Source organism: Halovulum marinum, from assembly GCF_009697225.1.
GTDB lineage: Bacteria > Pseudomonadota > Alphaproteobacteria > Rhodobacterales > Rhodobacteraceae > Halovulum > Halovulum marinum.
The window spans coordinates 296,076-319,204 of the sequence record NZ_WIND01000003.1; the positions used below are offsets into that span (position 1 = coordinate 296,076).

Here is a 23,129-nt window from a genome sequence, read left to right on the forward strand (position 1 = left end):
TATTTTCTCAGGATTGTCAACAGATTGAGCGCGACCTAAATCATGGTCTGAGCGCAAACACGGACCAGAGATGAGCGAATCGCCCGAAGACAGGATCGTCGCGTCGGTTATCGACGCGATCTCGGAGCAACGCCTGCCGGCAGGCACCAAGCTCGGCGAGCAGGACCTGAGCGAGGTGTTCGCGTGCAACCGGGCCAACGTCCGCCGCGCGCTCGCCTCGCTTGCCGCCCTGCATGTCGTGGAACTGCGGCCGAACCGCGGGGCCTTCGTGAGCTCACCGACGCCGGAGGAGGCGAAGGACGTGTTCGAGGCGCGGCGCGCCATCGAGCGGACGATCGCGCGCAAGGCGGCCGGCCGCGCGAGCGCGCAGGATATCACCCGGCTGCGATGCAACATCGCCGCCGAGGTGCGGGCCCACGAGGACGGGCATCAACCTGAGGAGCTTCGGTTGTCCCGCGCGTTCCATATCGATATCGCGCGCATCGCGGGCAACGAGGTGCTGGAGCGCATGCTCGCCGAGCTCACGATGCGCACGACGCTGATCATCGGCCTGTACGGGACCGGACCGGGATCGAGCTGCGCGGACGACGATCACAGCCCGATCGTCGATGCCCTTGAAAGCGGCGATGCCGAAGGCCTCGTCGCCGCCATGGACGCACATCTTCGACATCTCGAGGCCGGGGTCAGTTTCTCGGAAGCGAAGCCGTCATCCTCGAGCCTTCGAAGTCAGCTTCTGGCGCGGAAAGGCGGGACCGGCTGACGCACCGGTTTCAGCCGGAGTGGACCCCGCGCTCGGCGCGCTTGTCGGGCGCGACCTTCCCGGCTGAAAGCACCGCCTTGCTGCGGGAAATGATATGCTCGACGAACAGTCGAACCTTGGGGTCCTGCAGCTTCTTGTGCGGGTACAGGCACCCGAAGATGCTCGGCAGCGGAGGGGTGTCCGGCAGCACTTCCACGAGACTTCCGTTCGCAAGGTATTCCGCGACGTCGAACCGGGGCTTGTTGACGATCCCGCAACCCGCCAGTGCCCAATCCGTCAGAACGTCGCCGTCATCGGCGTCGAACTTGCCGCGCACCTCCAGCTTGATCGGACCGCCGGCAGAGTTGAGGGTCCAGAAATACTCCGGCGAGCGCGGGTAGCGCAGCAACAGGCAGTTGTGGTTCTGGTCGAGCAGGTCCTCGGGCTGCGCCGGTGTCCCGAAAGTCGAAAGGTAGCGCGGCGCCGCGCACAGCACGCGGGCGCAGTCGGCGATCTTCCGAAGCTTCATGTTGCTGTCCTGCGGCGCCCCGACAAAGAACGCCAGATCCTGACCATCGGCGAGGATGTCGACCCGCCGGTCGGACAACCGCATCCGCACCTCTATCTCCGGGTATTTCTCGTTGAAGCTCGGCACGAACGGCGCGACGATGCGCCGGCCCACGCCCAGGGGTGCGGTGACGCGCACCGCGCCCCGGGGATTTTCGGAAAAGCTGGCGACCCGAGCCTCCGCGGATTCCAGCGCCGCCAGGACCGCCTGCGCATCCTCGTAGAACACCCGGCCGACCTCGGTTGTGGTGATCGACCTGGTGGTGCGATTGAAAAGCCGCACGCCCAGCCGGTTCTCCAGTTCCTTGATGCGCTTGCTCGCCACGGCCGGGGTCAGCCGCAGGGCACGCCCTCCGGACGTGATGCTGCCGAGTTCCACGACCCGGACGAAAACGCGCAGACTCTCGACGTAGGACATGTCCGCCCTCTCTGACTGCCTGGCGCCAGCTTTGCAGAGCGCCGGTTCAGTTTCAACGAAGCGTTGAAAGAATTTGCCGTTTCCGGATGTTCTGAGAGGTAATCATTTCGCCTAAGGTCTTCGTCAGATCAGCATTCCGACCACGTTCAGCGGGAGACGAGGATGACACTGCGTTCCGAGATTCGATTTGTTCTGAACGGGCGCGACGTGGCCCTTGCCGATGTCGGCGCCGATCGGACCCTTCTCGATTTCCTTCGACTCGATCGGCGCCTGACCGGAACCAAGGAAGGCTGCGCCGAAGGCGACTGCGGGGCCTGCACGGTACTTGTCGGACGCCTGACGCAAGGTCGCCTCGTCCACGCCCCGGTCAACGCCTGCATCCGGTTCCTGGCCTCGGTCGACGGCTGCCATGTCGTCACCGTGGAGCATCTGGCAGGTCGTGACGGGCAGCTGCACCCGGTGCAGCAGGCACTTGTGGACCACCACGGAACGCAGTGCGGCTTCTGCACTCCGGGGTTCGTCATGTCGCTTTACGCCCTCTGGATGGAGGTGCCGGAGCCGAGCGAGGCTCAGGTGGAAACCGCCCTGCAGGGCAACCTATGCCGCTGCACCGGCTATTCCCCCATCATCCGCGCCGCGATCGCCATAAGCCGCTACGGCTCGCCGGCGGCCGACCCGATCAACCGGGAGCGCGATGACATCACCGCCCGGCTCAAGGCCCTGCACGATGGCTGCCGCGTCGTCACGGGACCTACCGACAACCAGAGCATCCTGCCCGCGGACACCGACGATCTGGCGGAGTGCCTGGTCGAAAATCCCGGCGCGACCATCGTCGCCGGAGCCACCGATGTCGGGCTCTGGGTGACGAAATTGCTGCGCCCCATCGGACCGGCGATCTTCACTGGCCACCTGGACGAGCTGAAGACCGTGACCGTCGCGGGCGACACCCTGACGATCGGCGCCGGCGCCAGCTACACCGAGTGCCAAGACCAGCTGATCCGGCATTTCCCGCACCTGGCCGCCTACTGGGACCGCATCGCCGGCTGGCAGGTGCGCAACATGGGCACCGTCGGGGGCAACATCGCCAACGGCTCGCCGATCGGAGACACCCCGCCGGTCCTGATCGCGCTTGGCGCGGAGATCACCCTGCGGCGCGGCGCCGCGCGCCGGATGCTGCCGCTGGAATCGTTCTTCATCGAGTACGGCAAGCAGGACCGCGCACCGGGCGAATTCGTCGAGCAGATCGGCATTCCCCTGCCCCGCCCCGGCCAGCGCGATGCGGCCTACAAGATCTCCAAGCGCCGCGACGAGGACATCTCTTCCGTGGCCGCCGGGATCAGCGTGACCGTCACGAACGACAGGATCACCGCCTGCCGGATCGCGTTCGGCGGCATGGCCGGCACGCCGAAACGCGCGAAGGCCGCAGAAGCCGCGCTCCTGTCGCAACCCTGGTCCGGGGCCGCTTTCGCCGCAGCGGCAGAGGCCCTTCGCCAGGACTTCACGCCGCTCAGCGATTGGCGCGCCTCGGCGGACTACCGGATGCTGGCCGCAGGAAACCTGCTTCGGCGCTTCTTCCTGGAGCACGACGCGGCCGAGACCGCGCCCGCGCAACTGGCGCGCGCGTAACCGAACGAGAAAGGACAAGCCGATGAAGGACATGTCGATCATCTCGGGCGCGGTGCATCACGACCGCATCCACGACAGCGCCGCAAAGCACGTGTCCGGTTCAGCGGACTACACCGATGACATCGCCATGCCGGAGGGGACGCTGCACGCCTACCTCGGCGTCTCGCAGGTGGCCCATGCCAGGCTGCTCGGGCTCGATCTTGCGGCCGTCCGGCGGGCGCCCGGCGTCGTCGGCGTCCTGACCGCCGCCGATATTCCGGGGATCAACGACATCAGCCCGACGGGCCTAAACGACGAGCCCGTCTTTCCCACGGACAAGATCCAGTTTCACGGTCAGCCCCTGTTCGCCGTCGTTGCCGAAACCCGCGATGCCGCACGCCGCGCGGCGGCGCTGGCCAGAGTCGACTGCGAGGCGCTTCCTTGCGCCCTCGACCCCGTTGCGGCCCGCGCGGCGGGCTATCCCTACGTGACGGCGCCGTTGAAGCTGGCGCGCGGCGACGTGGCCCCCGCCCTTGCCGCCGCGCCGCACCGGATAACCGCGCGCATGCGGATCGGTGGCCAGGACCACATGTATCTCGAGGGCCATATCGCCTTCGCGATCCCGGGCGAAGATGACGACGTGGTCGTGCATTGCTCCACGCAGCACCCGTCCGAGGCCCAGCATATGGTGGCGCATGTACTCGGCGTTCCGTCGAACGCGGTGACGGTCAACGTGCGCCGGATGGGCGGCGGGTTCGGCGGCAAGGAAAGCCAGATGAACCTGTTCTGCGCGGTGGCCGCCATCGCCGCGAAGAAATGGAACCGCGCGGTGAAGATCCGCCCGGACCGCGATCAGGACATGACTGCCACCGGGAAGCGGCACGATTTCGTGGTCGACTACGATATCGGCTTTGACGAGGCCGGGCGCATCCATGCGGTCGATGCCAGCTTCGCCGCCCGCTGCGGCTTTTCCGCCGATCTGTCCGGTCCGGTGACCGACCGGGCGCTGTTTCATGCCGACAACGCCTATTTCTACCCGAACGTGCGACTGGAATCGCACCCGATGAAGACCAATACAGTCTCCAACACCGCGTTTCGCGGCTTCGGCGGCCCGCAGGGCGTGATCGTCGCCGAGCGCATGATCGAGGAGATCGCCTTCGCCACCGGCCAGGATCCGCTGGACGTGCGCAAGGCCAATTTCTACGGGCAGGACGGTCGCGATGTGACGCCCTATCACCAACAGGTCGAGGACAACATCCTCGACCGCCTGGTGGGCGAGCTGGAGACGGGTGCGGACTACCGGGCGCGGCGCAAGGCGATCATCGCCGACAACGCGAACTCGCCGGTGCTGAAGCGGGGCATCGCGCTGACCCCGGTCAAGTTCGGCATCTCGTTCACCGCGACCTGGTACAATCAGGCCGGTGCGCTGGTGCATGTCTACAACGACGGATCGGTTCACCTGAATCACGGCGGCACCGAGATGGGCCAGGGCCTGAACACCAAGGTCGCGCAGGTCGTGGCGGACGCCTTCCAGATCGATTTCGAGCGGATCAAGATCACCAGAACCACGACCGAGAAGGTGCCGAACACCTCGGCGACTGCAGCCTCGTCCGGCTCCGATCTGAACGGCATGGCGGCGTTGAACGCGGTCGAGCAGATCAAGGCGCGGCTGGTCGCGTTCGCGGCCCGGAAGTGGGAGGTCGAGCCCGATGCGGTCGAGTTCCTTCCGAACGAGGTCCGGATCGGCGACGTCGTCCTGTCGTTCGACGCCTTCATCCGGCAAGCCTACATGGCCCGCGTGCAGCTTTCCGCTGCCGGGTTCTACAAGACCCCGAAGATCCACTGGGACCGGCAGAAGGGCTGTGGGCGGCCGTTCTACTATTTCGCCTACGGCGCGGCGTGCTCCGAGGTCACCATCGACACGCTGACCGGCGAGTACCGGGTCGACCGCACCGACATCCTGCACGACGTGGGACGATCGCTGAACCCGGCGCTGGACAAGGGGCAGGTCGAGGGCGCCTTCGTGCAGGGCATGGGCTGGCTGACCACCGAGGAACTCTGGTGGGACGCCGAGGGCCGGCTGCGCACGCACGCGCCCTCGACCTACAAGATCCCGCTGGCCTCCGACCGCCCGCGCATCTTCAACGTGAACCTGGCGGACTGGTCCGAGAACCGCGAGTTGACGATCAAGCGCTCGAAGGCCGTCGGCGAGCCGCCCTTCATGCTAGGGGTCTCGGTGTTCGAGGCATTGTCGATGGCGGTCGCGTCGGTCGCCGATTACCGGGTGTGTCCCCGTCTCGACGCGCCCGCGACCCCCGAGCGGGTGCTGATGGCCGTCTCCCGGCTTCAGGCGGGAACCTGAGTGATGGCCGCTCTTGCGTCCTTGTTGTGCGAGTTTCTCGACGCGAACCGGGGTGTGATCCGTGTCCAACTCACTCGCGTCCGCGGCTCCTCGCCGCGCGACGAGGGCACGGAGATGTTCGTCTCGACCGCCGCGCTTTGCGGCACCGTCGGAGGTGGCCAGCTGGAGTTCCGGGCCATCGAAGCGGCCCGCAGGATGTTGCGCGACGGCACCCTGAGCCAGACGCTCGATCTGCCACTCGGCCCCGAGATCGGTCAGTGCTGCGGCGGGCGGGTCGAGATTTCCCTGACCCGGATGCGCGCGTCCGACAGGCGAGCGGCACTTGCCCGGGCGGCCGAGGCCTCGAGAAACCTGCCGCACGTCTATGTCATGGGCGCGGGCCATGTGGGCCGTGCGCTGGCGGACGTGTTTCAGCACATGCCGGTGCGCTGCATCCTCGTCGACCCGCGGCAGGACGAAATCGCGCTTTGCGACGCGGCCGTCGAGACCCGTGTCAGCGCCATACCCGAAGTCGACGTGATGAACGCCCCGAAAGGCAGCGCCTTCATCGTCCTGACCCATGATCACGGCCTGGATTTCCTGCTGACCGCCGCCGCGCTCGAGCGGGGCGACGCGGCGTATGTCGGCATGATCGGCTCTGCCACCAAGCGGGCGAAACTATACCACTGGATGCGCCAGCACTGCGATGTTTCCGCGTTCGACAAACTGGTCTGTCCCATCGGGGCAAGCGGCAGCCGCGACAAGCGCCCCAGCCTCATCGCTGCCTTCGTGGTGGCCGAGGTTCTGGCTGAACTGACTTCTGAAACTGCCGCTACCGCCCCCGCGCGGGCGATGCGGGCGCCCGCGACGGGCCAACAAGAAGACCGGTTGGAAGTGCCGGCTTGAAAGACCGCGCCGCGCCGCGGCCCAACGGAGGAGGAGACTGTCATGGACGGCTCGACATATAACTACAGGCTGTTCTCGCGCAGCGATTTCAGCGCCTTCTGGGCGTTGTTCACCGACAACCTGGTCAATCTGCTGATCCTGTCAGGGGTCTGCCAGTTCGTCTTTCAGATGCCGGCCGAGATCGTCTATGGCCGCATCGTGCCCGGCGCGGCGGTCGCCATCCTCGCGGGGGTCGTGGTGTATACCAACCTCGCCAAATGGGCCGCCCAGCGGCAGGGCCGGGATGTGACCGCCCTGCCCTACGGCATCTCGACGCCGGTGATGTTCGTCTATCTGTTCGGCGTGATCGGGCCGATCTACTGGGCGACGCAGGATCCGCTGCTGGCCTGGCAAGTCGGCATCGGTGCGGGCTTCATGGGCGGCATCGTCGCCGCGCTCGGCGCCCTCGTCGGCCCGTTTCTGAAGCGCATCACGCCGCGCGCCGGCATGTTGGGAACGCTCTGCGGCATCGCGCTGGTGTTCATCGGGGCCGTGCCGCTGGCCGAGATCTTCGAAAACCCGGTGATCGGCTTCACCTCGCTGCTGTTCATCCTTTGGGGCCTGATCGGCCGCTTCCGGCTGCCGGGGAACGTGCCCGCCGGCCTCGTCGCCATCGGCGCCGGGACGATCATCGCGATCATCCTTGGCGAATCGAAGCTCGATGTCAGCGGCGTCGGCTTCTACCCGCCGGTGCCCTATCTCGGCGATCTCGTGGCCGGCGTGCAGTACCTGTTCGCGAACCCCGAGCTTTTCCTCGTGCTGATCCCGGTGCAGATCTACAACTTCATCGAAACGATGAACAACGTCGAAAGCGCCGAGGCCGCGGGCGACAGCTATCCGGTCGGCCTGTGCCAGGTGACCGACGGCGCGGGCACGATGATCGGCGCGGTGTTCGGCTCGCCCTTCCCGACGACGGTCTACATCGGCCACCCCGCCTACAAGCGGCTGGACGCCCATGCCGGCTACATCGTCGGGGTGGCGGTGGTGATCGCCGCCGCCGCCTTCCTGGGGTTCCTGTCCTTTCTCGCCGGCCTGATCCGGATCGCCGCCGCTGCGCCGGTGCTGGTGTTCGTGTCGGTAAGCCTGATCACCAACACGGCATGGGCGGTGAAGCCGACGCACATGGCAGCGGTGTCGTTCGCGATCCTACCCCACATTTCCGAGTTCCTGATGGTCAAGTGGGGATCGCTGATGAACGCACTGCGCAGCTCGGGCGTCGAGGGACTGCCGTCGCTCGGCGATGCCGACCTGACCGCGGCGCTGCTGATGGAGGGCGCGCATTACGAGGGGCATCTGGCGCTCAGTCAGGGCGCGATCATCACCGGCCTGATCTGGGGCGCCATCGTGGCGGACGTGATCGACGGACGTTTCAGGACGGCGGGCGGTTTCGCGATGGCGGCCGCGGCGATGTCGTCGCTCGGCATCATCCACGCCCATACGCTGCAACTGCCGCAGTTCGACGGGATCACGGTCGGCTACCTGATCATCGGTGCGTTCCTCTGGCTCTACCCGATGGTGGCGCCGAAGGAGGACCTGGAAGAACGCGTGATCGTTCCCGACGAGCCCGACCTGCTCGACACCGGCGCGCCCGCACAGCAGGCCTGACCGATTGCCGGGGCGGTGCCTTCGCCGCCCCGGTTCCCTTCCGACCGAGAGAAGCCGAACATGACCGAGACCGTGCTACGCGGCCGCCTTCTGACGTTTCACCGCGCCCCGGCGGACGGCAACGATGAAAGCGCCTACACATATCACGAAGACGGCGCCCTGCTGATCCGCGACGGAATGATCGCGAAACGCGGAACTTTTGCCGAGATCACGCGCGCGGCGCCCGATGCGCCCGTCACCGATCACCGTCCGAAGCTGATGATGGCCGGGTTCATCGACACCCACATCCATTTCCCGCAGGTTCAGGTCATCGCGTCCTGGGGCGCGCAGCTGCTCGACTGGCTGAACACCTATACCTTCCCGGAAGAGACCCGCTTCGCCGATCGCGGGCACGCCGACCGTATGGCGGCAGCGTTCTTCGATCAGCTCATCGCCCACGGCACGACGACGGCGGTGGCCTTCTGCTCGGTGCATCGCGCGTCTGTCGACGCCTTCTTCGCCGAGGCGGCGCGCCGCGACATGGCCATGCTCGGCGGCAAGGTCCTGATGGATCGCAACGCCCCCGAGGCGCTGCTCGACACGCCGCAATCGGGATATGACGACACCACCGCGCTGATCGGCGAATGGCACGCGCGCGGACGCAGCCGCTATGTCATCTCGCCGCGCTTCGCCATCACCTCGACGCCGGAACAGATGCAGATGGCGCAGGTGCTGGCCCGGGAAAATCCCGATTGCCACATCCAGACGCATCTGTCCGAGAACCACGACGAGATCGCCTATACCGCAAGCCTCTATCCGCAGGCGCGCGACTACCTCGACGTCTACGAAAGCCATGGGCTGCTGCGCGCCAACACCTTGCTGGGTCATGCCATCCATCTGAAACCGCGCGAAGTGGATGCGCTGGCGGCCACCGGCGCGCATCCGGTCTTCTGCCCGACCTCGAACCTGTTTCTCGGCTCGGGGCTGTTCGATCGTGCACGTCTGGAGCGGCGGGGTATCCGGAGCGGGATTGCCTCCGATGTCGGTGCGGGCACAAGCTACTCCATGCTCCAGACCCTCAGCGAGGGTTACAAGGTGCTTCAGCTTCAGGGACAGGCCCTGCACCCATTGCAGGCATTCGACTGGGCCACCCGCGGCAACGCCGCGGTGCTGGGCATGGAGGACCGCATCGGCACCCTGGACGAAGGAACGCATGCCGACGTCGTCGTGCTGGACTCCAACGCGACCGAAGCGATGGCCCTGCGGATGGACCGGTGCCAAAGCCTCGCCGAAGAGCTGTTCGTGCTGCAGATCATGGGCGACGACCGGGCCATCGACGAGGTCTACGTCAACGGACGTGCGTGCAAACACCGCGACCGTGAAGCTTGCGCCGGGCGCCGAATTGCGGTGGCGTGACCGCCGGTACCGGCGATCCGGCAAGCGTCGCATCGGGGCCGCATGTGAGCGGCTGCCGCGGCGCTCTTGCATTTCTGGATAAAACCACGCGATTTGCCGGATTTTCCGAAAGGTGCTGTCGCCAGGTTTCGGCTGGTCCCGGACGGCAGCACGCCCCAATTTGTACGCCACTCGCCATCAATGGAGCCGTCATGACCGCACGCTACTTCGCCCCCACGGGAGGGCATCCGCCGCAAGAGCAGTTGCTGACGGATCGGGCCATGTTCACCGACGCCTACGCGGTCATCCCGAAGGGGACGATGCAGGATATCGTCACCAGCTTTCTGCCGTTCTGGACCGACACCCGTCTCTGGGTACTGTCCCGGCCCCTCAGCGGCTTCGCCGAGACCTTCTCGCAATACATCATGGAAGTCGCGCCGGGCGGCGGGTCCGTGAAGCCCGAAACCGATCCGAACGCCGAGGGCGTTCTGTTCGTCGTCGACGGCTCCGCGACGATCGTCATCAGCGGGGAGAGGCATGCCCTGCGCCCGGGAAGCTTCGTCTATCTGCCGCCACGGACGACGTGGACGTTCGAGAACGACACCGCCGCAGCGGTCCGGTTCCACTGGATCCGCAAGGCGTACGAAGCCGTCGACGGGCTTCCCCACCCGGACGTGATCGTCACCGCCGAACAGGATGTCCCGCCGACGCCGATGCCGGGAACGGATGGCAAGTGGGCCACCACGCGCTTCGTCGATCCGGCCGACCTGCGGCACGACATGCATGTGACGGTGGTGACCTTTCAGCCCGGCGCGGTGATCCCGTTCGCCGAGACCCATGTCATGGAGCACGGCCTCTATGTGCTTGAAGGCAAGGCCGTATACCGCCTGAACCGGGATTGGGTCGAGGTCGAGGCAGGCGATTACATGTGGCTCAGGGCCTTTTGCCCGCAGGCCTGCTACGCCGGCGGTCCCGGCCGGTTCAGGTATCTTCTGTACAAGGACGTCAACCGGCACATGGCGCTTCGGCCTGCATTCGGAAGTGTGTCCGTACCGCAGGCTGCTCTCAGGACGGCGGCCGAGTAGGCGGCACGCCCCCTATGGCAGCGGTCAGGGCCGCTGCCGCCTCCATCACCTCGGTCGCGAGGGCCGGAATCCTGTCCGGCCCCATCCTGCTCGCCGGGCCCGAAACGGAAATGCCGGCGGCGGCCTCATCATGAACGTCGAAGACAGGGGCGGCGATGCACCGCATGCCGAGGTTCTTTTCCTCGTCGTCGATCGCATGGCCCCGTTCCCGGGTCGCAGACAGATCGGCGACCAGCTGTTCCGGATCGGTCAGCGTCTTTTGGGTGAACCGCGGAAGGCCGCCGGTCCTCACGATCCGCTCGAAGCGATCGCTGGACATTTCCGCAAGCAGGGCTTTGCCGATGCCCGAGGCATGCAGCGGCGACAGTGTCCCCGGCGGAAAGAAGGCACGAATGCTGGCGTGCGTTTCGACCTGGCTGACGAACAGCACCGACGATTCCTGAACGATGCCGAGATTGGCGGTTTCGCCCGTGGTCTCCATCAGCCGGCGCAGGATCGGCCGGGCGCGCTCGACCAGGCTCGTTCGCCGCAGGAAACGCGCGCCGATCACGAACGCCCGCGGACCGATGTGCCAGAGCTGCTCGACAGGATCGAATTCGACCAGACCGCGGCTCTCCAGTGTCACCAGAACCCGATAGACCGTCGCCGGCGCCTGCCCGAGGTTCGTGGCAAGAGCGGTGAGGGTCTGACCCGAATCCTCGCTGAGGTGCTCGAAGATCTCCATCGCCCGGTCGAGGGACTTGATCGTGTTCTGAGCCGTCGAGTCGTTCCATCCGCGTGGCCGCCCACGGGCCTTGCGGCCGGCATTCTTCGCAGATTCCATCAAATCCCTTTCGCATTCAATGAAATATGAATTCATGATATGAAAAATGTAACTCCCTGACAACGGTAATTCTTTTCAGTCCGGGACGTGAAACAGCCGCCACCATGCAAAAGTATCGCGCAAAGGTCAGGTGCCGTAGACAGGGGCAGCACGAAAAAGGAGACGGCCATGAGCTTCCAGAATCCTGTCTTCATCCCCGGCCCGACGAACATGCCGGAGCAAATCCGCAAGGCCTGCGACATGCCGACCATCGACCACCGGTCGCCGACCTTCGGCGGGATCCTGACCCCCTGCCTGGAGAACGTGCGCAAGATCCTGAAGTCGGTCAGTGCGCAGGTCTTCATCTTCCCGTCGACCGGCACCGGCGGGTGGGAAACCGCGCTGACCAACACGCTGTCGGCCGGCGACAAGGTGCTGGCGGCCCGGAACGGCATGTTCAGCCATCGCTGGATCGACATGTGCCAGCGCCACGGGCTCGACGTGCACATCGTCGAGACGCCCTGGGGAGCCGGCCTGCCCGCCGATCGCTACGCAGAGATCCTCGCCGCCGACACCGGCCACGAGATCAAGGTGGTGCTCGCGACGCACAACGAGACCGCGACCGGTGTCCGCTCGGATATCGGCGCGGTCCGGAAGGCGCTGGACGACGCCGGGCACCCCGCCCTGCTTTTCGTCGATGGCGTCAGCTCGATCGCGTCGATGGATTTCCGCTTTGACGAATGGGGCGTCGACGTTGCGGTGACCGGCTCGCAGAAGGGCTTCATGCTTCCGCCGGGTCTCGCGATCCTCGGCTTCTCCGACAAGGCGATCGATGCGGCCGCCACCGCCAAGCTTCCGCGCACCTTCTTCGACATCGCGGACATGACCAAGGGCTATGCAGCGAACGCGTTTCCCTACACGCCGCCGGTCGGCCTGATGAACGGGCTGAAGCTGGCCTCCGACATGCTGCTTGAGGAAGGGCTGGAGAACGTCTTCGCGCGTCACCACCGGATCGCCGAGGGCGTACGCGCCGCTGTCGACGCCTGGGGGCTGGAGCTGTGCGCGGTTTCGCCGGACGTGTACTCGGACACGGTCAGCGCGATCCGCACACCCACGGGCTTCAACGCCACCGATATCGTGACGCACGCGGCGAACACCTATGGCGTCGCCTTCGGCGTCGGTCTCGGCGAGGTCGCCGGGAAGGTGTTCCGGATCGGTCACCTCGGCAGTCTGACCGACGTGATGATGCTGTCAGGTCTCGCCACCGCCGAGATGTGCATGGCCGATCTCGGGCTGGACGTGACGCTCGGCTCGGGCGTTGCCGCGGCTCAGGAATACTACCGGTCAAATCCTTCGGTCTCGGCGTTGATAGCCGCGTGATGAGGGACGCAGAGATGTACATCCCGACCTACGACGACATGCTGGCGGCGCACGAGCGCATCAAGCCGCACATACGGCGCACGCCGATCAGGACCTCCTGCCATCTGAACGAGCTGGCGGGCGCCGAGCTGTTCTTCAAGTGCGAGAATTTCCAGGAGCCGGGCGCCTTCAAGGTGCGCGGCGCCGCCAACGCGGTGTTCGGACTGGACGAAGAAAAGGCGCGCAAGGGCGTCGCCACGCATTCCTCGGGCAATCATGCGTCATGCCTGAGCTACGCCGCCATGTTGCGCGGCATTCCCTGCAACGTGGTCATGCCGCGCACCGCGCCGCAGGCGAAGAAGGACACCGTGCGCCGCTATGGCGGCAACATCACCGAATGCGCGCCCTCGACCTCGTCGCGCGAAGCGACCTTCGCCAGGGTGCAGGCAGAAACCGGCGGCGATTTCGTGCACCCCTACAACGATCCGCGGGTGATCGCCGGCCAGGGGACCTGCTCGAGGGAGTTCATGGAACAAACGGACGGCCTCGACATCGTCGTCGCGCCGATCGGCGGCGGCGGCATGATCTCGGGCACCTGCCTGACACTGTCGACGCTGGCGCCGGAGACGAAAGTGATCGCCGCCGAGCCCGAACAGGCCGACGATGCCTGTCGCAGCTTCAGGGCCGGTCACATCATCGCCGACGACGCGCCGAAGACCATCGCGGACGGTCTGCTGGTGCCGCTGAAGGATCTGACCTGGCACTTCGTGTCGAGCCACGTCTCGGAAATCTTCACCGCGTCCGAGGACGAGATCATCGACGCGATGAAACTGACCTGGAAGCATCTTCGGGTGGTCATGGAACCGTCCAGCGCGGTGCCGCTGGCCACCATCCTCAAGCATCCCGGGGCGTTCAGGGGCAAGCGCGTCGGCGTCATCGTCACGGGCGGCAATGTCGATCTCGACAAGCTGCCCTGGATCCAGTGAAGGAAGCCACAGCAATGAACAAGCAATTCAATCTCGACGACCTCCAGGTCGGCTACGACGTTCCGGCGCTGCCGGGCATGGACGAGTCCGACATCCAGACGCCCTGCCTCGTGCTCGACCTCGACGCGCTCGAGCGGAACATCAGGAAGATGGGCGACTACGCCCGGGCGCACGGAATGCGCCATCGCGTGCACGGCAAGATGCACAAGTCCGTCGATATCGCGAAACTGCAGGAGCGGCTGGGCGGCGCCATCGGCGTCTGCTGCCAGAAGGTATCGGAAGCCGAGGTCTTCGCCCGCGGCGGCATCGACGACATCCTGGTCTCGAACCAGGTCCGCGATCCGGCCAAGATCGACCGTCTGGCGCAGCTGCCCAACCTGGGATCCGGCATCATCGTCTGCGTCGATGACGTCGACAACGTGGCGGAACTTTCGGCGGCGGCGCAAAGGCACGGCACGAACCTGGGTGCCTTCGTCGAGATCGACTGCGGCGCCGGCCGCTGCGGCGTGACCAGCACCTCGGCCGTGGTCGAGATCGCGAAGGCGGTTCAGAAGGCCCCCGGGCTGAGCTTCAGGGGCATCCAGGCCTACCAGGGCGCGATGCAGCACATGGACAGCTATTCCGACCGCAAGGCCAAGCTCGACGTGGCCATCGCCATGGTCAGGGACGCCGTCGACGGTCTGAAAGCCGAAGGCATCGACTGCGAACTGGTCTCGGGCGGCGGCACCGGCTCGTACTACTTCGAGTCGAACTCGGGCGTCTACAACGAGCTGCAGTGCGGTTCCTACGCCTTCATGGACGCGGACTACGGCCGCATCCTCGACAAGGACGGCAAGCGGATCGATCAGGGCGAGTGGGAGAATGCCTTCTTCATCCTCACCCAGGTGATGAGCCATGCGAAGGCCGACAAGGCGATCTGCGACGCCGGCCTCAAGGCGCAATCCGTCGACAGCGGCCTGCCGGTGATCCACGGCCGCGATGACGTGAAGTACGTCAAGTGCTCGGACGAGCACGGCGTGATCGAAGATCCCGACGGCGTCCTGAAGGTCGGAGAGAAACTGCGCCTGGTCCCCGGTCACTGCGACCCGACCGCCAACGTGCACGACTGGTATGTCGGCGTCCGGAACGGAAAGGTCGAAACGCTCTGGCCGGTCTCGGCGCGCGGCAAGGCGTACTGAACCAACCATTCATGACGGGACATTCCAGCCGGGCCGGATCCGTCCGGTATTCCGCCCGTGTGCGCGCCGCGCTTGCGGCAGGGCACGCGGGCGCACGATGACTTGTGGGAGAACATCATGCTGATCGTACCGGAACGCGACATTGCCGACCTCATCACGCGGAAAGCCGCGTTTGATGCGGTGGAGAAGGTCTTCGCCGCGATGGCGGCCGGAGACGCCTACAACTTCCCGGTGGTTCGCGAGGCGATCGGGCACGAAGACGCGCTCTACGGTTTCAAGGGCGGCTTCGACCGCACAAGCCTGACACTCGGTCTCAAGGCCGGCGGCTACTGGCCGAACAACCTGGAAAGGCGCGACCTCATCAACCACCAGTCGACGGTGTTCCTGTTCGATGCCGACACCGGCAAGGCGAAGGCGATGGTCGGCGGCAACTACCTCACCGCGCTGCGCACGGCCGCGGCGTCGTCCGTCTCGATCAAGCACCTGGCCCGCCCCGACGCGAAGGTCATCGGCATGATCGGCGCGGGACACCAGGCCGCATTCCAGCTCCGCGCCGCGCTCGAGCAGCGCGAATTCGAGAAGGTCGTCGGCTGGAACTATCACCCGGACATGCTGCCCAACATCGAAAAGGTCGCGACCGACGCCGGCGTTGCCTTCGAGGCAGTGCAACTGGAAGGGATGCGCGAGGCGGACGTGATCATCTCCATCACCTCGGCCTTCGCACCGTCGCTGATGTCCGATCACGTCGCCGCCGGCACCCATGTCGCCTGCATGGGCACCGATACGAAGGGCAAGCAGGAGGTCGAGGCCGCCCTTCTGGCAAGGGCCACGGTCTTCACCGACGAGGTCGCCCAGTCGATCAGCATCGGCGAGGCGCAACATGCCGTGGCACAGGGATTGCTTTCCGAAGCCGACATCAACCAAGTCGGCGCGGTGATCAACGGCACCCATCCGGGCCGGACGTCAGCGGCGGAAGTCACCCTGTTCGACGGCACCGGCGTGGGCCTTCAGGACCTCGCGGTGGCCGCGGCCGTGGTCGATCTCGCCGTAGAAAAGGGCATTGCGATCGAGGTCGATTTCTGAGCGGCGGCGGCGGATTTGTCTGATCCGCCACCATGCAGGTTCAGAAAGGTCGCAGGAAGAATACCGCGCTCATGCCCAGGCCGATGCAGGCGATCAGCAGCCTCAGCATCCGTGCGGGCATCCGCCGGGCCAGCGGCGCGCCCAGGTATCTGCCAAGGGTCGCGGCCACCATCATGACCACCGCCTGGCGCCATTCCACCAGCCCCGCGATGGCGAAGGTCGCGACCGAAATGCCGGACAGGGCAAAGGACAACAGGTTCTTCAGTCGGTTCACCCGGTGCAGATCCGTCATGCCCCAAAGCGAAAACAGCGCCAGCAGCACGATGCCGAGACCGCCATTGAAATAGCCGCCGTAAAGGCTGACCGCGAAAAGCCCCGGCGCCGCGTAGGGCGTAACCCCGCGACTGTGACGTGCCGCGATTGCGCGCAGCCGGTCCCCGAAGAAAAACGTGCCCGTCGCCAGCAGCAGCAAAAACGGCACGATGACGGAGAATGCCGCATCCGAGGACACCAGCAGCAGCGAGCCCGCCTACCCGCCCAGCAGTGTCACCCCGGTCAGTCGCAGCAACAAGGGCCGGTCGAAGGACCGCATTTCCGGCAGGAAGCCCATCGCGCCGCCAATGTATCCGGGAAAGACGGCGACCGCGCTGGTGGCATCGGCGGCCACGGGCGGCACGCCGACTGTCACAAGCGCGGGCAGGGTCAGAAAGGTGCCGCCGCCAGCAACCGTGTTCAACGCCCCCGCCGCAAAGGCTGCGGCGGCCAGGAAAAGTGCCTCGCCAATCATGGCACACTACTTTTGAGCAAATCTTGCATCGTACCGGCAAGGGGGGGACTGGCGCATTACCTGAAAAAGCGCCGCGGCACCCCAAGCGGGATGCCGCAGTCGGTTGCATCAGGCGTGGTCGTCCTTGACCAGCGCGCCCTTGGCGTGGCCCGACATGCCGCCGGACACTTCTTCCGTCGCTTCGTCCGAAAGCTCCTCGGGAAGGATCAGGTTCAGCACGATGGCGATCAGCGCCGCCGGCAGCAGCCCCGAAGTCAGCAGGACCTTCAGAGTGCCTTCGACGTATTGCAGTGCACCCGGTTCCTGTTGCAGGCCCAGGCCGATGGACAGGGAGATCGCGAAGATCACCATGTTGCGGCGGTTCCAGGTGACGTCCGACAGCATCGAGATACCCGCCGCCACCACCATGCCGAACATGACGATCACGCCGCCGCCCAGCACTTCGATCGGGATAGAGGAAATCAGCGCCCCGATCTTGGGGATCAGGCCCGCCGCGATCAGGAAGAGCGCCCCGATGGTCACCACGTGGCGGCTCATCACGCCGGTCATGGCGATCAGGCCGACGTTCTGGCTGAACGATGTGTTCGGCAGCGCGCCGAAGACGCCCGACACGGCGGAGCCGATACCGTCGGCATAGGTCGCGCCCTGGATTTCCTTGTCGGTCGCCTCGCGCCCGGCACCGCCCTTGGTGATGCCGGAGACGTCGCCCACGGTCTCGACCGCCGAAACGAAGGCCATCAGGCAGAAGCCGATGATCGCGGCTGCGGTGAACTCGACACCGAAATGAAACGGGTTCGGCAGCGCAAAGGACGCAGCATTGCCAACGTTGCCCAGGCTGACTTCACCCATCGCAAAGGCCACCGCGTAGCCGACCAGCAGGCCGATCAGCACGGCGGACACCGACAACATGCCGCGGGCAAAGAACTTCAGGCCCAGTGTCACCACGATCACGACCAGCGCCATGAACCAGTTGGTCATTGTCCCGTATTGCTCGGTCCCGATCGCGGGCACGCCGCCGGCGGCGTACTGAATGCCCACCTTCACCAGTGCGAGACCGATCATGGTCACCACCAGGCCGGTGACCAGCGGCGGCAGCGCAAACCGTATCTTGCCGATGAACAGGCCAAGGCACGCGTGGAATATGCCCCCCACGATCACCCCGCCCATCACCACGGCGATGGCTTCGACCCCCTTGCCGACGACCAGCGGGATCATGATCGGGATAAAGGCAAACGACGTGCCCTGCACGATCGGCAGGCGGGCGCCCACCGGCCCCAGCGTCACGGTCTGCAACAGCGTCGCCACACCCGCAAAGAACATCGACATCTGGATCATGTAGATCATCTGCGGAAAATCGGGCGAATTCGAGCCAAAGCCGAAACCCGCCGCGCCGCTGATGATGATTGCCGGCGTGACGTTCGAGACGAACATCGCCAGCACATGCTGGATGCCAAGCGGTACGGCCTTGGCAAGCGGAGGTGTATAATCCGGGTCGCGGAGCTGTTCCGGCGTCCCGATGGATGCATCAGTCATCAGTTTTCTCCCTGTCTTGATGCCTGGGCCAGCCCCGCACTGGCGCAGTCTTCTCCCGGTTCGACCACGAAAGGGGTGTCGAACCAATGTTCTTCCAGGTTCGGAGTGTCGCCAATCCGATCCACCACCGCGAAAAGCCCCGGCGCATGAAGCGGCGTCAGCACGCCGTGCCATGTGCCGCGGTGAAAATTGATGCCTTGCCCCGGTGCGGCGACGAAGGCGCGGGGGGTTCCGGGCGTGCCGTCCTCGTCCGGCGCTACGACCACCAGGAACGGATGCCCGGTCATCGAGACGAACGCCTGGCTTCCGCCCGGGTGCCGTTCGACCAGCGCGACCTCGACCGGCCAGGCGACCGGCGCGCCGCGAAAGACGCTTATCCCCGCCCGCCCGCCTGACCCGAAATCCAGCTGCGCCCGGTCATGAAACCGGGCGCAGAAACCGCGATTGATGATCTTGTCGGGCGTCCCGGTCGCTTCGAGGATGTCGCCGAAGGGTGCGAACGCGTCCGCCGTCAACGGCTGCGCGACAATGGAACGGGTCATGCCGGAAGCTTTTCCCGCAGACGGAGTTCGGCGATCCGCTCGACCTGGCGGCAGGCTTCCGCGAACTCGGTGACGCGTTCGCTGCCGAGACGCCGCCGGAATGCCTCCATGATCGACGCCTTGGTGTTGTCGCGGACCGCGATGATGAAGGGGAAGCCGAACTTGGAGACGTAGGCGTCGTTCAGTTCGGTGAAGGTGGCGCGCTCCTCGTCGGTCAGGGCGTCGAGGCCGACCGAGGCCTGCTCGGCGGAGGATTCGGCGGTCAGGCGCCTGGCCTCGGCCAGCTTGCCGGCAAGGTCGGGGTGTGCAGTCAGCACGCCGAGGCGCCTGTCCTCCGGCGCAGCGCGGAAGACGCGTGCAAGTGCGGCGTGAACGCCGGTCGCGGTGTCGTGCGTCGGGCCAAGCTCGAGTGCATGGGCACCCTCCGCGATCCACGGCGAATGCTCGAAGACACCGCCGAATTCCGCGACGAAGGTGCCGCGGTCCATCTCCGACGGGCGGGACGGCCGGGCGGGCGGATGCTCTGCCGCCCAATGCTCGGCGATCGCGAGCCGGGTCGCGAACCAGACGTCGTCATGGCTCTGGAAATACTCGATCGCGCGCCGCAGCGCGGCGGCCCGGCTGGGTCGCCCGATCAGGCGGCAATGCAGGCCGATCGACAGCATCTTCGGCGCGCCCGCCTCGCCCTCTTCGTAGAGCACGTCGAAGGCGTCCCTCAGCATCGTCTCGAAGTGCTCGCCGGTGACGAAACCGGCCTGGATCGCGAAACGCATGTCGTTGCAATCCATCGTATAGGGCACGATCAGCTGGTCCTTGCCGCCGGCGCGGGTCCAGTAGGGCAGATCGTCGGCGTAGCTGTCGGCGATGTAGGCGAAGTCGCCTTCCTCCGCCGCCAGACCGACCGTGTTCATCGAGCAGCGGCCGGTATACCAGCCGCGCGGCGCCGCGCCGGTGACCTCGGTGTGGAGCCGGATCGCCTCGCGGACCTGCGCCCGCTCATCGTCCGGCGACATGTCCTTGTGCTCGATCCACTTCAGCCCGTGGCTGGCGATCTCCCAGCCTGCGGCCTTCATCGCGGCAAGCTGCTCGGGCGCGCGGGCCAGCGCGGTGGCCACGCCGTAGACCGTGACCGGAAGATCCTTCAGGATGCGGTGGACGCGCCAGAACCCGGCCCGCGCGCCATACTCGTAGATCGACTCCATGTTCCAGTGCCGCTGGCCCGGCCACGGCTGAGCGCCGGTGATCTCGGACAGGAACGCCTCGGACGCCGCATCGCCATGCAGCACGCAGTTCTCGCCGCCTTCTTCGTAGTTCAAAACGATCTGCACGGCGATCTTGGCGCCGTTCGGCCAGTTGGCGACGGGCGGCGTCGCGCCGTAACCGGTCAAGTCACGCGGATAACGCATCACGGATGGACCCCTGTTGGATTTGATACCTTGTAATCCGAAACAATCGCCGTTTTTTTCAAAATAAATCGAAAGGAGCCTTCTGCCGGGCATGCTTTGCCGCAGCCCGGTGGCCGCCGCTATAACGACTCGAGTTTTGGAGGGGCCCACATGTCCGGCTATCTTACCACCCATGTCCTCGACACCGCGCGCGGCCGCCCGGCGGAAGGAATGAAGATCGAGCTGTTCCGGATCGAGGGGGACAGGCGCACGCATCTCAAGACGCTGACGACCAACAGCGACGGGCGTACGGACGAACGGATCCTTCCGGCGGACCGGTTCGCGACCGGCATCTACGAACTGGTGTTTCACGCCGGCGCCTATCTCGACGGCACGAACGTTCCGCGTGAGAACCCGCGCTTCCTCGACGTGATCCCGCTGCGGTTCGGCATGTCGGAGGCGACGCACTATCACGTGCCGCTCCTGCTGTCTCCGTACAGCTACGCGACCTATCGGGGCAGCTGACCGCGTTTCTCGGCGTCGCGGACGACGGCGCTGATCCGCTCGATGATGAACTCCATGAACAGCCGCGTCTTCGGATCCTGCCGCTTGCGATGGGTGAAGAGACAGGCCATCTGGATCGGTTCGGGCGGCGTCCGGGTGGCGACCGGGACCAGACGGCGGGCCTTCAGGTGCTCGGCGATCTCGAAGATCGGCTTCAGCGCGATCCCGTGCCCGCCGAGCGCCCAGTCCGTCAGCACGTCGCCATCATCGGACTCGTATCGCCCCGACGCCCGGAACCGTTTCGGGCCTTCCTCGGTCATCAGCCGCCACTGGAATTCGGTCGCGCCCGGAAAGCGCAGGTTAAGGCATTCATGGCCGCCGGAGATCAGTTCATCCCCGTTCGCGGGGTTGCCGCGCGCCTTGACGTAGTCCGGCGCGGCGCACAGGACGCGTTCGACATCGGCGATCTTGCGAATGCGCAGGTTGCTGTCCTCGGGCTGGCCGAGGAAGAACGCCAGATCAAGCCCCTCGGTGGTCAGATCGACCTTGCGGTCGGTCAGCCGCAACCGCACGTTCACCTCCGGGTACAGCTTCAGGAACTCCGGAACCTGCGGCGCGATCAGCCGCCTGCCGACCCCGAGCGGCGCGGCAACGTAGAGCGAGCCCTTCGGATTCTCGGTGATGTTCACCACCTGGGCTTCGGCGTTCTCGACGGCCTCGAGGATCTCGCAAGCGCCGGTGTAGAACGCCTTGCCCTGTTCGGTCGGCGTCAGGCTCCGTGTCGTGCGCTGGAACAGGCGGACGCTCAGATGCTCCTCGAGCTGCGAGATCCGCGAGGACGTGACCGCCGGCGAGACCCTGAGATCGCGGCCTGCGGCGGACATGCTGCCCAGCTCGTAGACGCGCACGAAGGTCCGGATGTTGTCGAGATAAGACATTGTTCCGGGTTTTTTGATGCTGCTTGGCCTTTGGCCTCGATACCAGAACAATGCCGTTCCGCCTAGTCTTCCCGCAATCGACATCAAGGGAGGCGTGCCATGTACGACCTGGCATCAATCTGGGACTGGGTGGGCTTCTCGGTCCGCTGGCTGCACGTGATCACCGCGATGGCGTGGATCGGTGCGTCCTTCTACTTCATCGCGCTGGACCTCATGCTGAAACCTGCGGCCGACATGCCGGAAGGTGCCCATGGCGAGGAATGGGAGGTGCACGGCGGCGGGTTCTATCACACGACCAAATACCTCGTGGCGCCGGAACGCATGCCCGAGCACCTGACCTGGCACAAATGGCAAAGCTACGCGACATGGCTTTCCGGCGCGGCGCTGCTGATGATCATCTACTGGATCGGCGGCGAGATCTTCCTTCTGGATCCCACCAAGGCCGATCTGGCGCTCTGGCAGGGCATCCTGATCTCCGGCGGGTCGCTGGCGATCGGGTGGCTGGCCTACGACTTCCTCTGCAAATCGCCGCTTGGCGGACGGCCCACCGTGCTGATGCTGCTTCTGTTCGCCATCCTGGTGGCGATGTCCTGGGGCTACAGCCAGATCTTCACCGGGCGGGCCGCGCTGCTGCACCTCGGCGCGTTCACCGCCACGATCATGACCGCCAACGTGTTCTTCCAGATCATGCCCAACCAGCGCATCGTGGTCGAAGACCTGAAGGCGGGCCGCAAGCCGGACCCGAAATACGGCAAGATCGCCAAGCTCCGGTCGACCCACAACAACTATCTGACCCTGCCGGTCGTGTTCCTGATGCTGTCGAACCACTATCCGCTGGCCTTCGCCACCGAGTATTCCTGGATCATCGCCAGCCTGATCTTCCTGACCGGCGTCACCATCCGCCATTATTTCAACACCATGCACGCCACCGGCGCGGGACCGCACTGGACCTGGGCGGTGACCGTGATCCTGATGATCCTCATCGCCTGGCTTTCGGTCGCGCCGATGCGCAACAGCTACGCTGCCACCGAGGCCCGCGAGCTGACGCCCCACGAACAGCGGTTCGCCGCGGCCGCGGGCTTCGAGGAGGCGTACGGCGTGGTGCTTGGAAACTGCTCCATGTGCCATGCGCGCGAGCCATCCTATTCCGACAGCATGCGGTGGCCTCCGAAGGGCGTGGTGCTGGAGACCGAGCAGGACGTCGCACGCTACGCGGAACAGATCTTCCTCCAGGCGGGGGCGAGCCGCGCCATGCCGCCGCCGAACGCGGTCTCGACCATGACCGAGGAAAACCGCGCAGCCATCGTCGCCTGGTACCGCGAGGCGACCCGAAGGAACGACTAGCGTCAGCGC

General features: G+C 65.8%; 19 protein-coding genes and 1 pseudogene. 13 read left to right on the forward strand and 7 right to left on the reverse strand.

Going from position 1 to position 23,129, the window contains the following annotated elements; all coding sequences use genetic code 11:
• The first annotated feature begins 70 nt into the window (after positions 1–70).
• Entirely contained in the window at positions 71–760 is a 690-nt protein-coding gene (locus GE300_RS07020; RefSeq protein WP_154445839.1) for a GntR family transcriptional regulator, read from the forward strand.
• A 10-nt stretch (positions 761–770) separates the two neighbouring features.
• On the opposite strand, the gene GE300_RS07025 is transcribed toward GE300_RS07020, so the two are convergent.
• A complete protein-coding gene (locus GE300_RS07025; RefSeq protein WP_154445840.1) occupies positions 771–1,724 on the reverse strand; it encodes a LysR family transcriptional regulator in 954 nt (317 codons plus the stop codon).
• 162 nt (positions 1,725–1,886) lie between these two features.
• Here GE300_RS07025 and xdhA point away from each other — a divergent pair, with 162 nt between their 5' ends.
• From xdhA to GE300_RS07055, 6 genes are all read left to right on the forward strand, one after another.
• The gene (xdhA, locus tag GE300_RS07030; RefSeq protein ID WP_154445841.1) at positions 1,887–3,350 is read left to right on the forward strand and encodes a xanthine dehydrogenase small subunit; all 1,464 of its coding nucleotides are present in this window, start codon (positions 1,887–1,889) and stop codon (positions 3,348–3,350) included.
• A 22-nt stretch (positions 3,351–3,372) separates the two neighbouring features.
• Positions 3,373–5,691: a xanthine dehydrogenase molybdopterin binding subunit gene (gene xdhB / locus GE300_RS07035; RefSeq protein ID WP_154445842.1), complete on the forward strand. Its 2,319-nt coding sequence runs from the start codon at positions 3,373–3,375 to the stop codon at positions 5,689–5,691.
• A gap of 3 nt (positions 5,692–5,694) precedes the next feature.
• Positions 5,695–6,576, forward strand: a complete 882-nt coding sequence (gene xdhC / locus GE300_RS07040; RefSeq protein ID WP_154445843.1) for a xanthine dehydrogenase accessory protein XdhC — start codon at positions 5,695–5,697, stop codon at positions 6,574–6,576.
• A gap of 42 nt (positions 6,577–6,618) precedes the next feature.
• A complete protein-coding gene (locus GE300_RS07045) occupies positions 6,619–8,220 on the forward strand; it encodes a xanthine/uracil/vitamin C permease (protein WP_154445844.1) in 1,602 nt (533 codons plus the stop codon).
• A gap of 60 nt (positions 8,221–8,280) precedes the next feature.
• Positions 8,281–9,615 (forward strand): guanine deaminase, encoded by a 1,335-nt coding sequence (guaD, locus tag GE300_RS07050; protein WP_154445845.1) that lies wholly within the window; start codon positions 8,281–8,283, stop codon positions 9,613–9,615.
• Positions 9,616–9,806: 191 nt separating this feature from the next.
• Positions 9,807–10,679 carry a bifunctional allantoicase/(S)-ureidoglycine aminohydrolase gene (locus GE300_RS07055; RefSeq protein WP_154445846.1) on the forward strand — a complete coding sequence of 291 codons (873 nt, stop codon included), beginning with the start codon at positions 9,807–9,809 and terminating at the stop codon, positions 10,677–10,679.
• Here GE300_RS07055 and bhcR read toward each other — a convergent pair.
• Positions 10,660–11,502 carry an HTH-type transcriptional regulator BhcR gene (bhcR, locus tag GE300_RS07060; protein ID WP_154445847.1) on the reverse strand — a complete coding sequence of 281 codons (843 nt, stop codon included), beginning with the start codon at positions 11,500–11,502 and terminating at the stop codon, positions 10,660–10,662. The genes GE300_RS07055 and bhcR overlap by 20 nt on opposite strands.
• 168 nt (positions 11,503–11,670) lie before the next feature.
• Here bhcR and bhcA point away from each other — a divergent pair, with 168 nt between their 5' ends.
• The 4 genes from bhcA to bhcD all read left to right on the forward strand — a co-directional run bounded on the left by bhcA (position 11,671) and on the right by bhcD (position 16,087).
• A complete protein-coding gene (bhcA, locus tag GE300_RS07065; RefSeq protein WP_154445848.1) occupies positions 11,671–12,861 on the forward strand; it encodes an L-aspartate--glyoxylate aminotransferase BhcA in 1,191 nt (396 codons plus the stop codon).
• Positions 12,861–13,826, forward strand: a complete 966-nt coding sequence (gene bhcB, locus GE300_RS07070) for a beta-hydroxyaspartate dehydratase BhcB (protein ID WP_154445849.1) — start codon at positions 12,861–12,863, stop codon at positions 13,824–13,826. Before bhcA ends, bhcB begins: the two co-directional genes overlap by 1 nt.
• Positions 13,827–13,840: 14 nt before the next feature.
• The gene (gene bhcC / locus GE300_RS07075; RefSeq protein ID WP_154445850.1) at positions 13,841–15,004 is read left to right on the forward strand and encodes a 3-hydroxy-D-aspartate aldolase BhcC; all 1,164 of its coding nucleotides are present in this window, start codon (positions 13,841–13,843) and stop codon (positions 15,002–15,004) included.
• Positions 15,005–15,121: 117 nt separating this feature from the next.
• A complete protein-coding gene (gene bhcD / locus GE300_RS07080) occupies positions 15,122–16,087 on the forward strand; it encodes an iminosuccinate reductase BhcD (RefSeq protein WP_154445851.1) in 966 nt (321 codons plus the stop codon).
• Between the two features lie 40 nt (positions 16,088–16,127).
• Here the strand turns inward: bhcD and GE300_RS07085 are convergent.
• The 4 genes and pseudogenes from GE300_RS07085 to puuE all read right to left on the reverse strand — a co-directional run bounded on the left by GE300_RS07085 (position 16,128) and on the right by puuE (position 20,358).
• A pseudogene (locus GE300_RS07085) lies at positions 16,128–16,874 on the reverse strand (sulfite exporter TauE/SafE family protein).
• Positions 16,875–16,982: 108 nt separating this feature from the next.
• The gene (locus tag GE300_RS07090; protein ID WP_154445852.1) at positions 16,983–18,407 is read right to left on the reverse strand and encodes a uracil-xanthine permease family protein; all 1,425 of its coding nucleotides are present in this window, start codon (positions 18,405–18,407) and stop codon (positions 16,983–16,985) included.
• A complete protein-coding gene (locus tag GE300_RS07095) occupies positions 18,407–18,949 on the reverse strand; it encodes an ureidoglycolate lyase (protein ID WP_154445853.1) in 543 nt (180 codons plus the stop codon). The genes GE300_RS07090 and GE300_RS07095 overlap by 1 nt, the downstream gene beginning before the upstream one ends.
• Entirely contained in the window at positions 18,946–20,358 is a 1,413-nt protein-coding gene (gene puuE / locus GE300_RS07100; protein WP_325063136.1) for an allantoinase PuuE, read from the reverse strand. The genes GE300_RS07095 and puuE overlap by 4 nt, the downstream gene beginning before the upstream one ends.
• A 147-nt stretch (positions 20,359–20,505) precedes the next feature.
• Between puuE and uraH the strand changes: the two genes are divergently transcribed.
• The gene (gene uraH, locus GE300_RS07105) at positions 20,506–20,859 is read left to right on the forward strand and encodes a hydroxyisourate hydrolase (RefSeq protein WP_154445855.1); all 354 of its coding nucleotides are present in this window, start codon (positions 20,506–20,508) and stop codon (positions 20,857–20,859) included.
• Here the strand turns inward: uraH and GE300_RS07110 are convergent.
• Positions 20,844–21,776: a LysR family transcriptional regulator gene (locus GE300_RS07110; protein ID WP_154445856.1), complete on the reverse strand. Its 933-nt coding sequence runs from the start codon at positions 21,774–21,776 to the stop codon at positions 20,844–20,846. The genes uraH and GE300_RS07110 overlap by 16 nt on opposite strands.
• A 99-nt stretch (positions 21,777–21,875) precedes the next feature.
• Here GE300_RS07110 and GE300_RS07115 point away from each other — a divergent pair, with 99 nt between their 5' ends.
• Positions 21,876–23,120 carry a urate hydroxylase PuuD gene (locus GE300_RS07115; protein WP_154445857.1) on the forward strand — a complete coding sequence of 415 codons (1,245 nt, stop codon included), beginning with the start codon at positions 21,876–21,878 and terminating at the stop codon, positions 23,118–23,120.
• Positions 23,121–23,129: the final 9 nt, after the last annotated feature.

Excerpts from the sequence above, each read along its gene's own strand:
- GE300_RS07020 (WP_154445839.1), top strand. The coding sequence starts at position 71 with ATGAGCGAATCGCCCGAAGACAGGATCGTCGCGTCGGTTATCGACGCG.
- GE300_RS07025 (WP_154445840.1), bottom strand. The coding sequence starts at position 1,724 with ATGTCCTACGTCGAGAGTCTGCGCGTTTTCGTCCGGGTCGTGGAACTC.
- xdhA (WP_154445841.1), top strand. The coding sequence starts at position 1,887 with ATGACACTGCGTTCCGAGATTCGATTTGTTCTGAACGGGCGCGACGTG.
- xdhB (WP_154445842.1), top strand. The coding sequence starts at position 3,373 with ATGAAGGACATGTCGATCATCTCGGGCGCGGTGCATCACGACCGCATC.
- xdhC (WP_154445843.1), top strand. The coding sequence starts at position 5,695 with ATGGCCGCTCTTGCGTCCTTGTTGTGCGAGTTTCTCGACGCGAACCGG.
- GE300_RS07045 (WP_154445844.1), top strand. The coding sequence starts at position 6,619 with ATGGACGGCTCGACATATAACTACAGGCTGTTCTCGCGCAGCGATTTC.
- guaD (WP_154445845.1), top strand. The coding sequence starts at position 8,281 with ATGACCGAGACCGTGCTACGCGGCCGCCTTCTGACGTTTCACCGCGCC.
- GE300_RS07055 (WP_154445846.1), top strand. The coding sequence starts at position 9,807 with ATGACCGCACGCTACTTCGCCCCCACGGGAGGGCATCCGCCGCAAGAG.
- bhcR (WP_154445847.1), bottom strand. The coding sequence starts at position 11,502 with ATGGAATCTGCGAAGAATGCCGGCCGCAAGGCCCGTGGGCGGCCACGC.
- bhcA (WP_154445848.1), top strand. The coding sequence starts at position 11,671 with ATGAGCTTCCAGAATCCTGTCTTCATCCCCGGCCCGACGAACATGCCG.
- bhcB (WP_154445849.1), top strand. The coding sequence starts at position 12,861 with ATGAGGGACGCAGAGATGTACATCCCGACCTACGACGACATGCTGGCG.
- bhcC (WP_154445850.1), top strand. The coding sequence starts at position 13,841 with ATGAACAAGCAATTCAATCTCGACGACCTCCAGGTCGGCTACGACGTT.
- bhcD (WP_154445851.1), top strand. The coding sequence starts at position 15,122 with ATGCTGATCGTACCGGAACGCGACATTGCCGACCTCATCACGCGGAAA.
- GE300_RS07090 (WP_154445852.1), bottom strand. The coding sequence starts at position 18,407 with ATGACTGATGCATCCATCGGGACGCCGGAACAGCTCCGCGACCCGGAT.
- GE300_RS07095 (WP_154445853.1), bottom strand. The coding sequence starts at position 18,949 with ATGACCCGTTCCATTGTCGCGCAGCCGTTGACGGCGGACGCGTTCGCA.
- uraH (WP_154445855.1), top strand. The coding sequence starts at position 20,506 with ATGTCCGGCTATCTTACCACCCATGTCCTCGACACCGCGCGCGGCCGC.
- GE300_RS07110 (WP_154445856.1), bottom strand. The coding sequence starts at position 21,776 with ATGTCTTATCTCGACAACATCCGGACCTTCGTGCGCGTCTACGAGCTG.
- GE300_RS07115 (WP_154445857.1), top strand. The coding sequence starts at position 21,876 with ATGTACGACCTGGCATCAATCTGGGACTGGGTGGGCTTCTCGGTCCGC.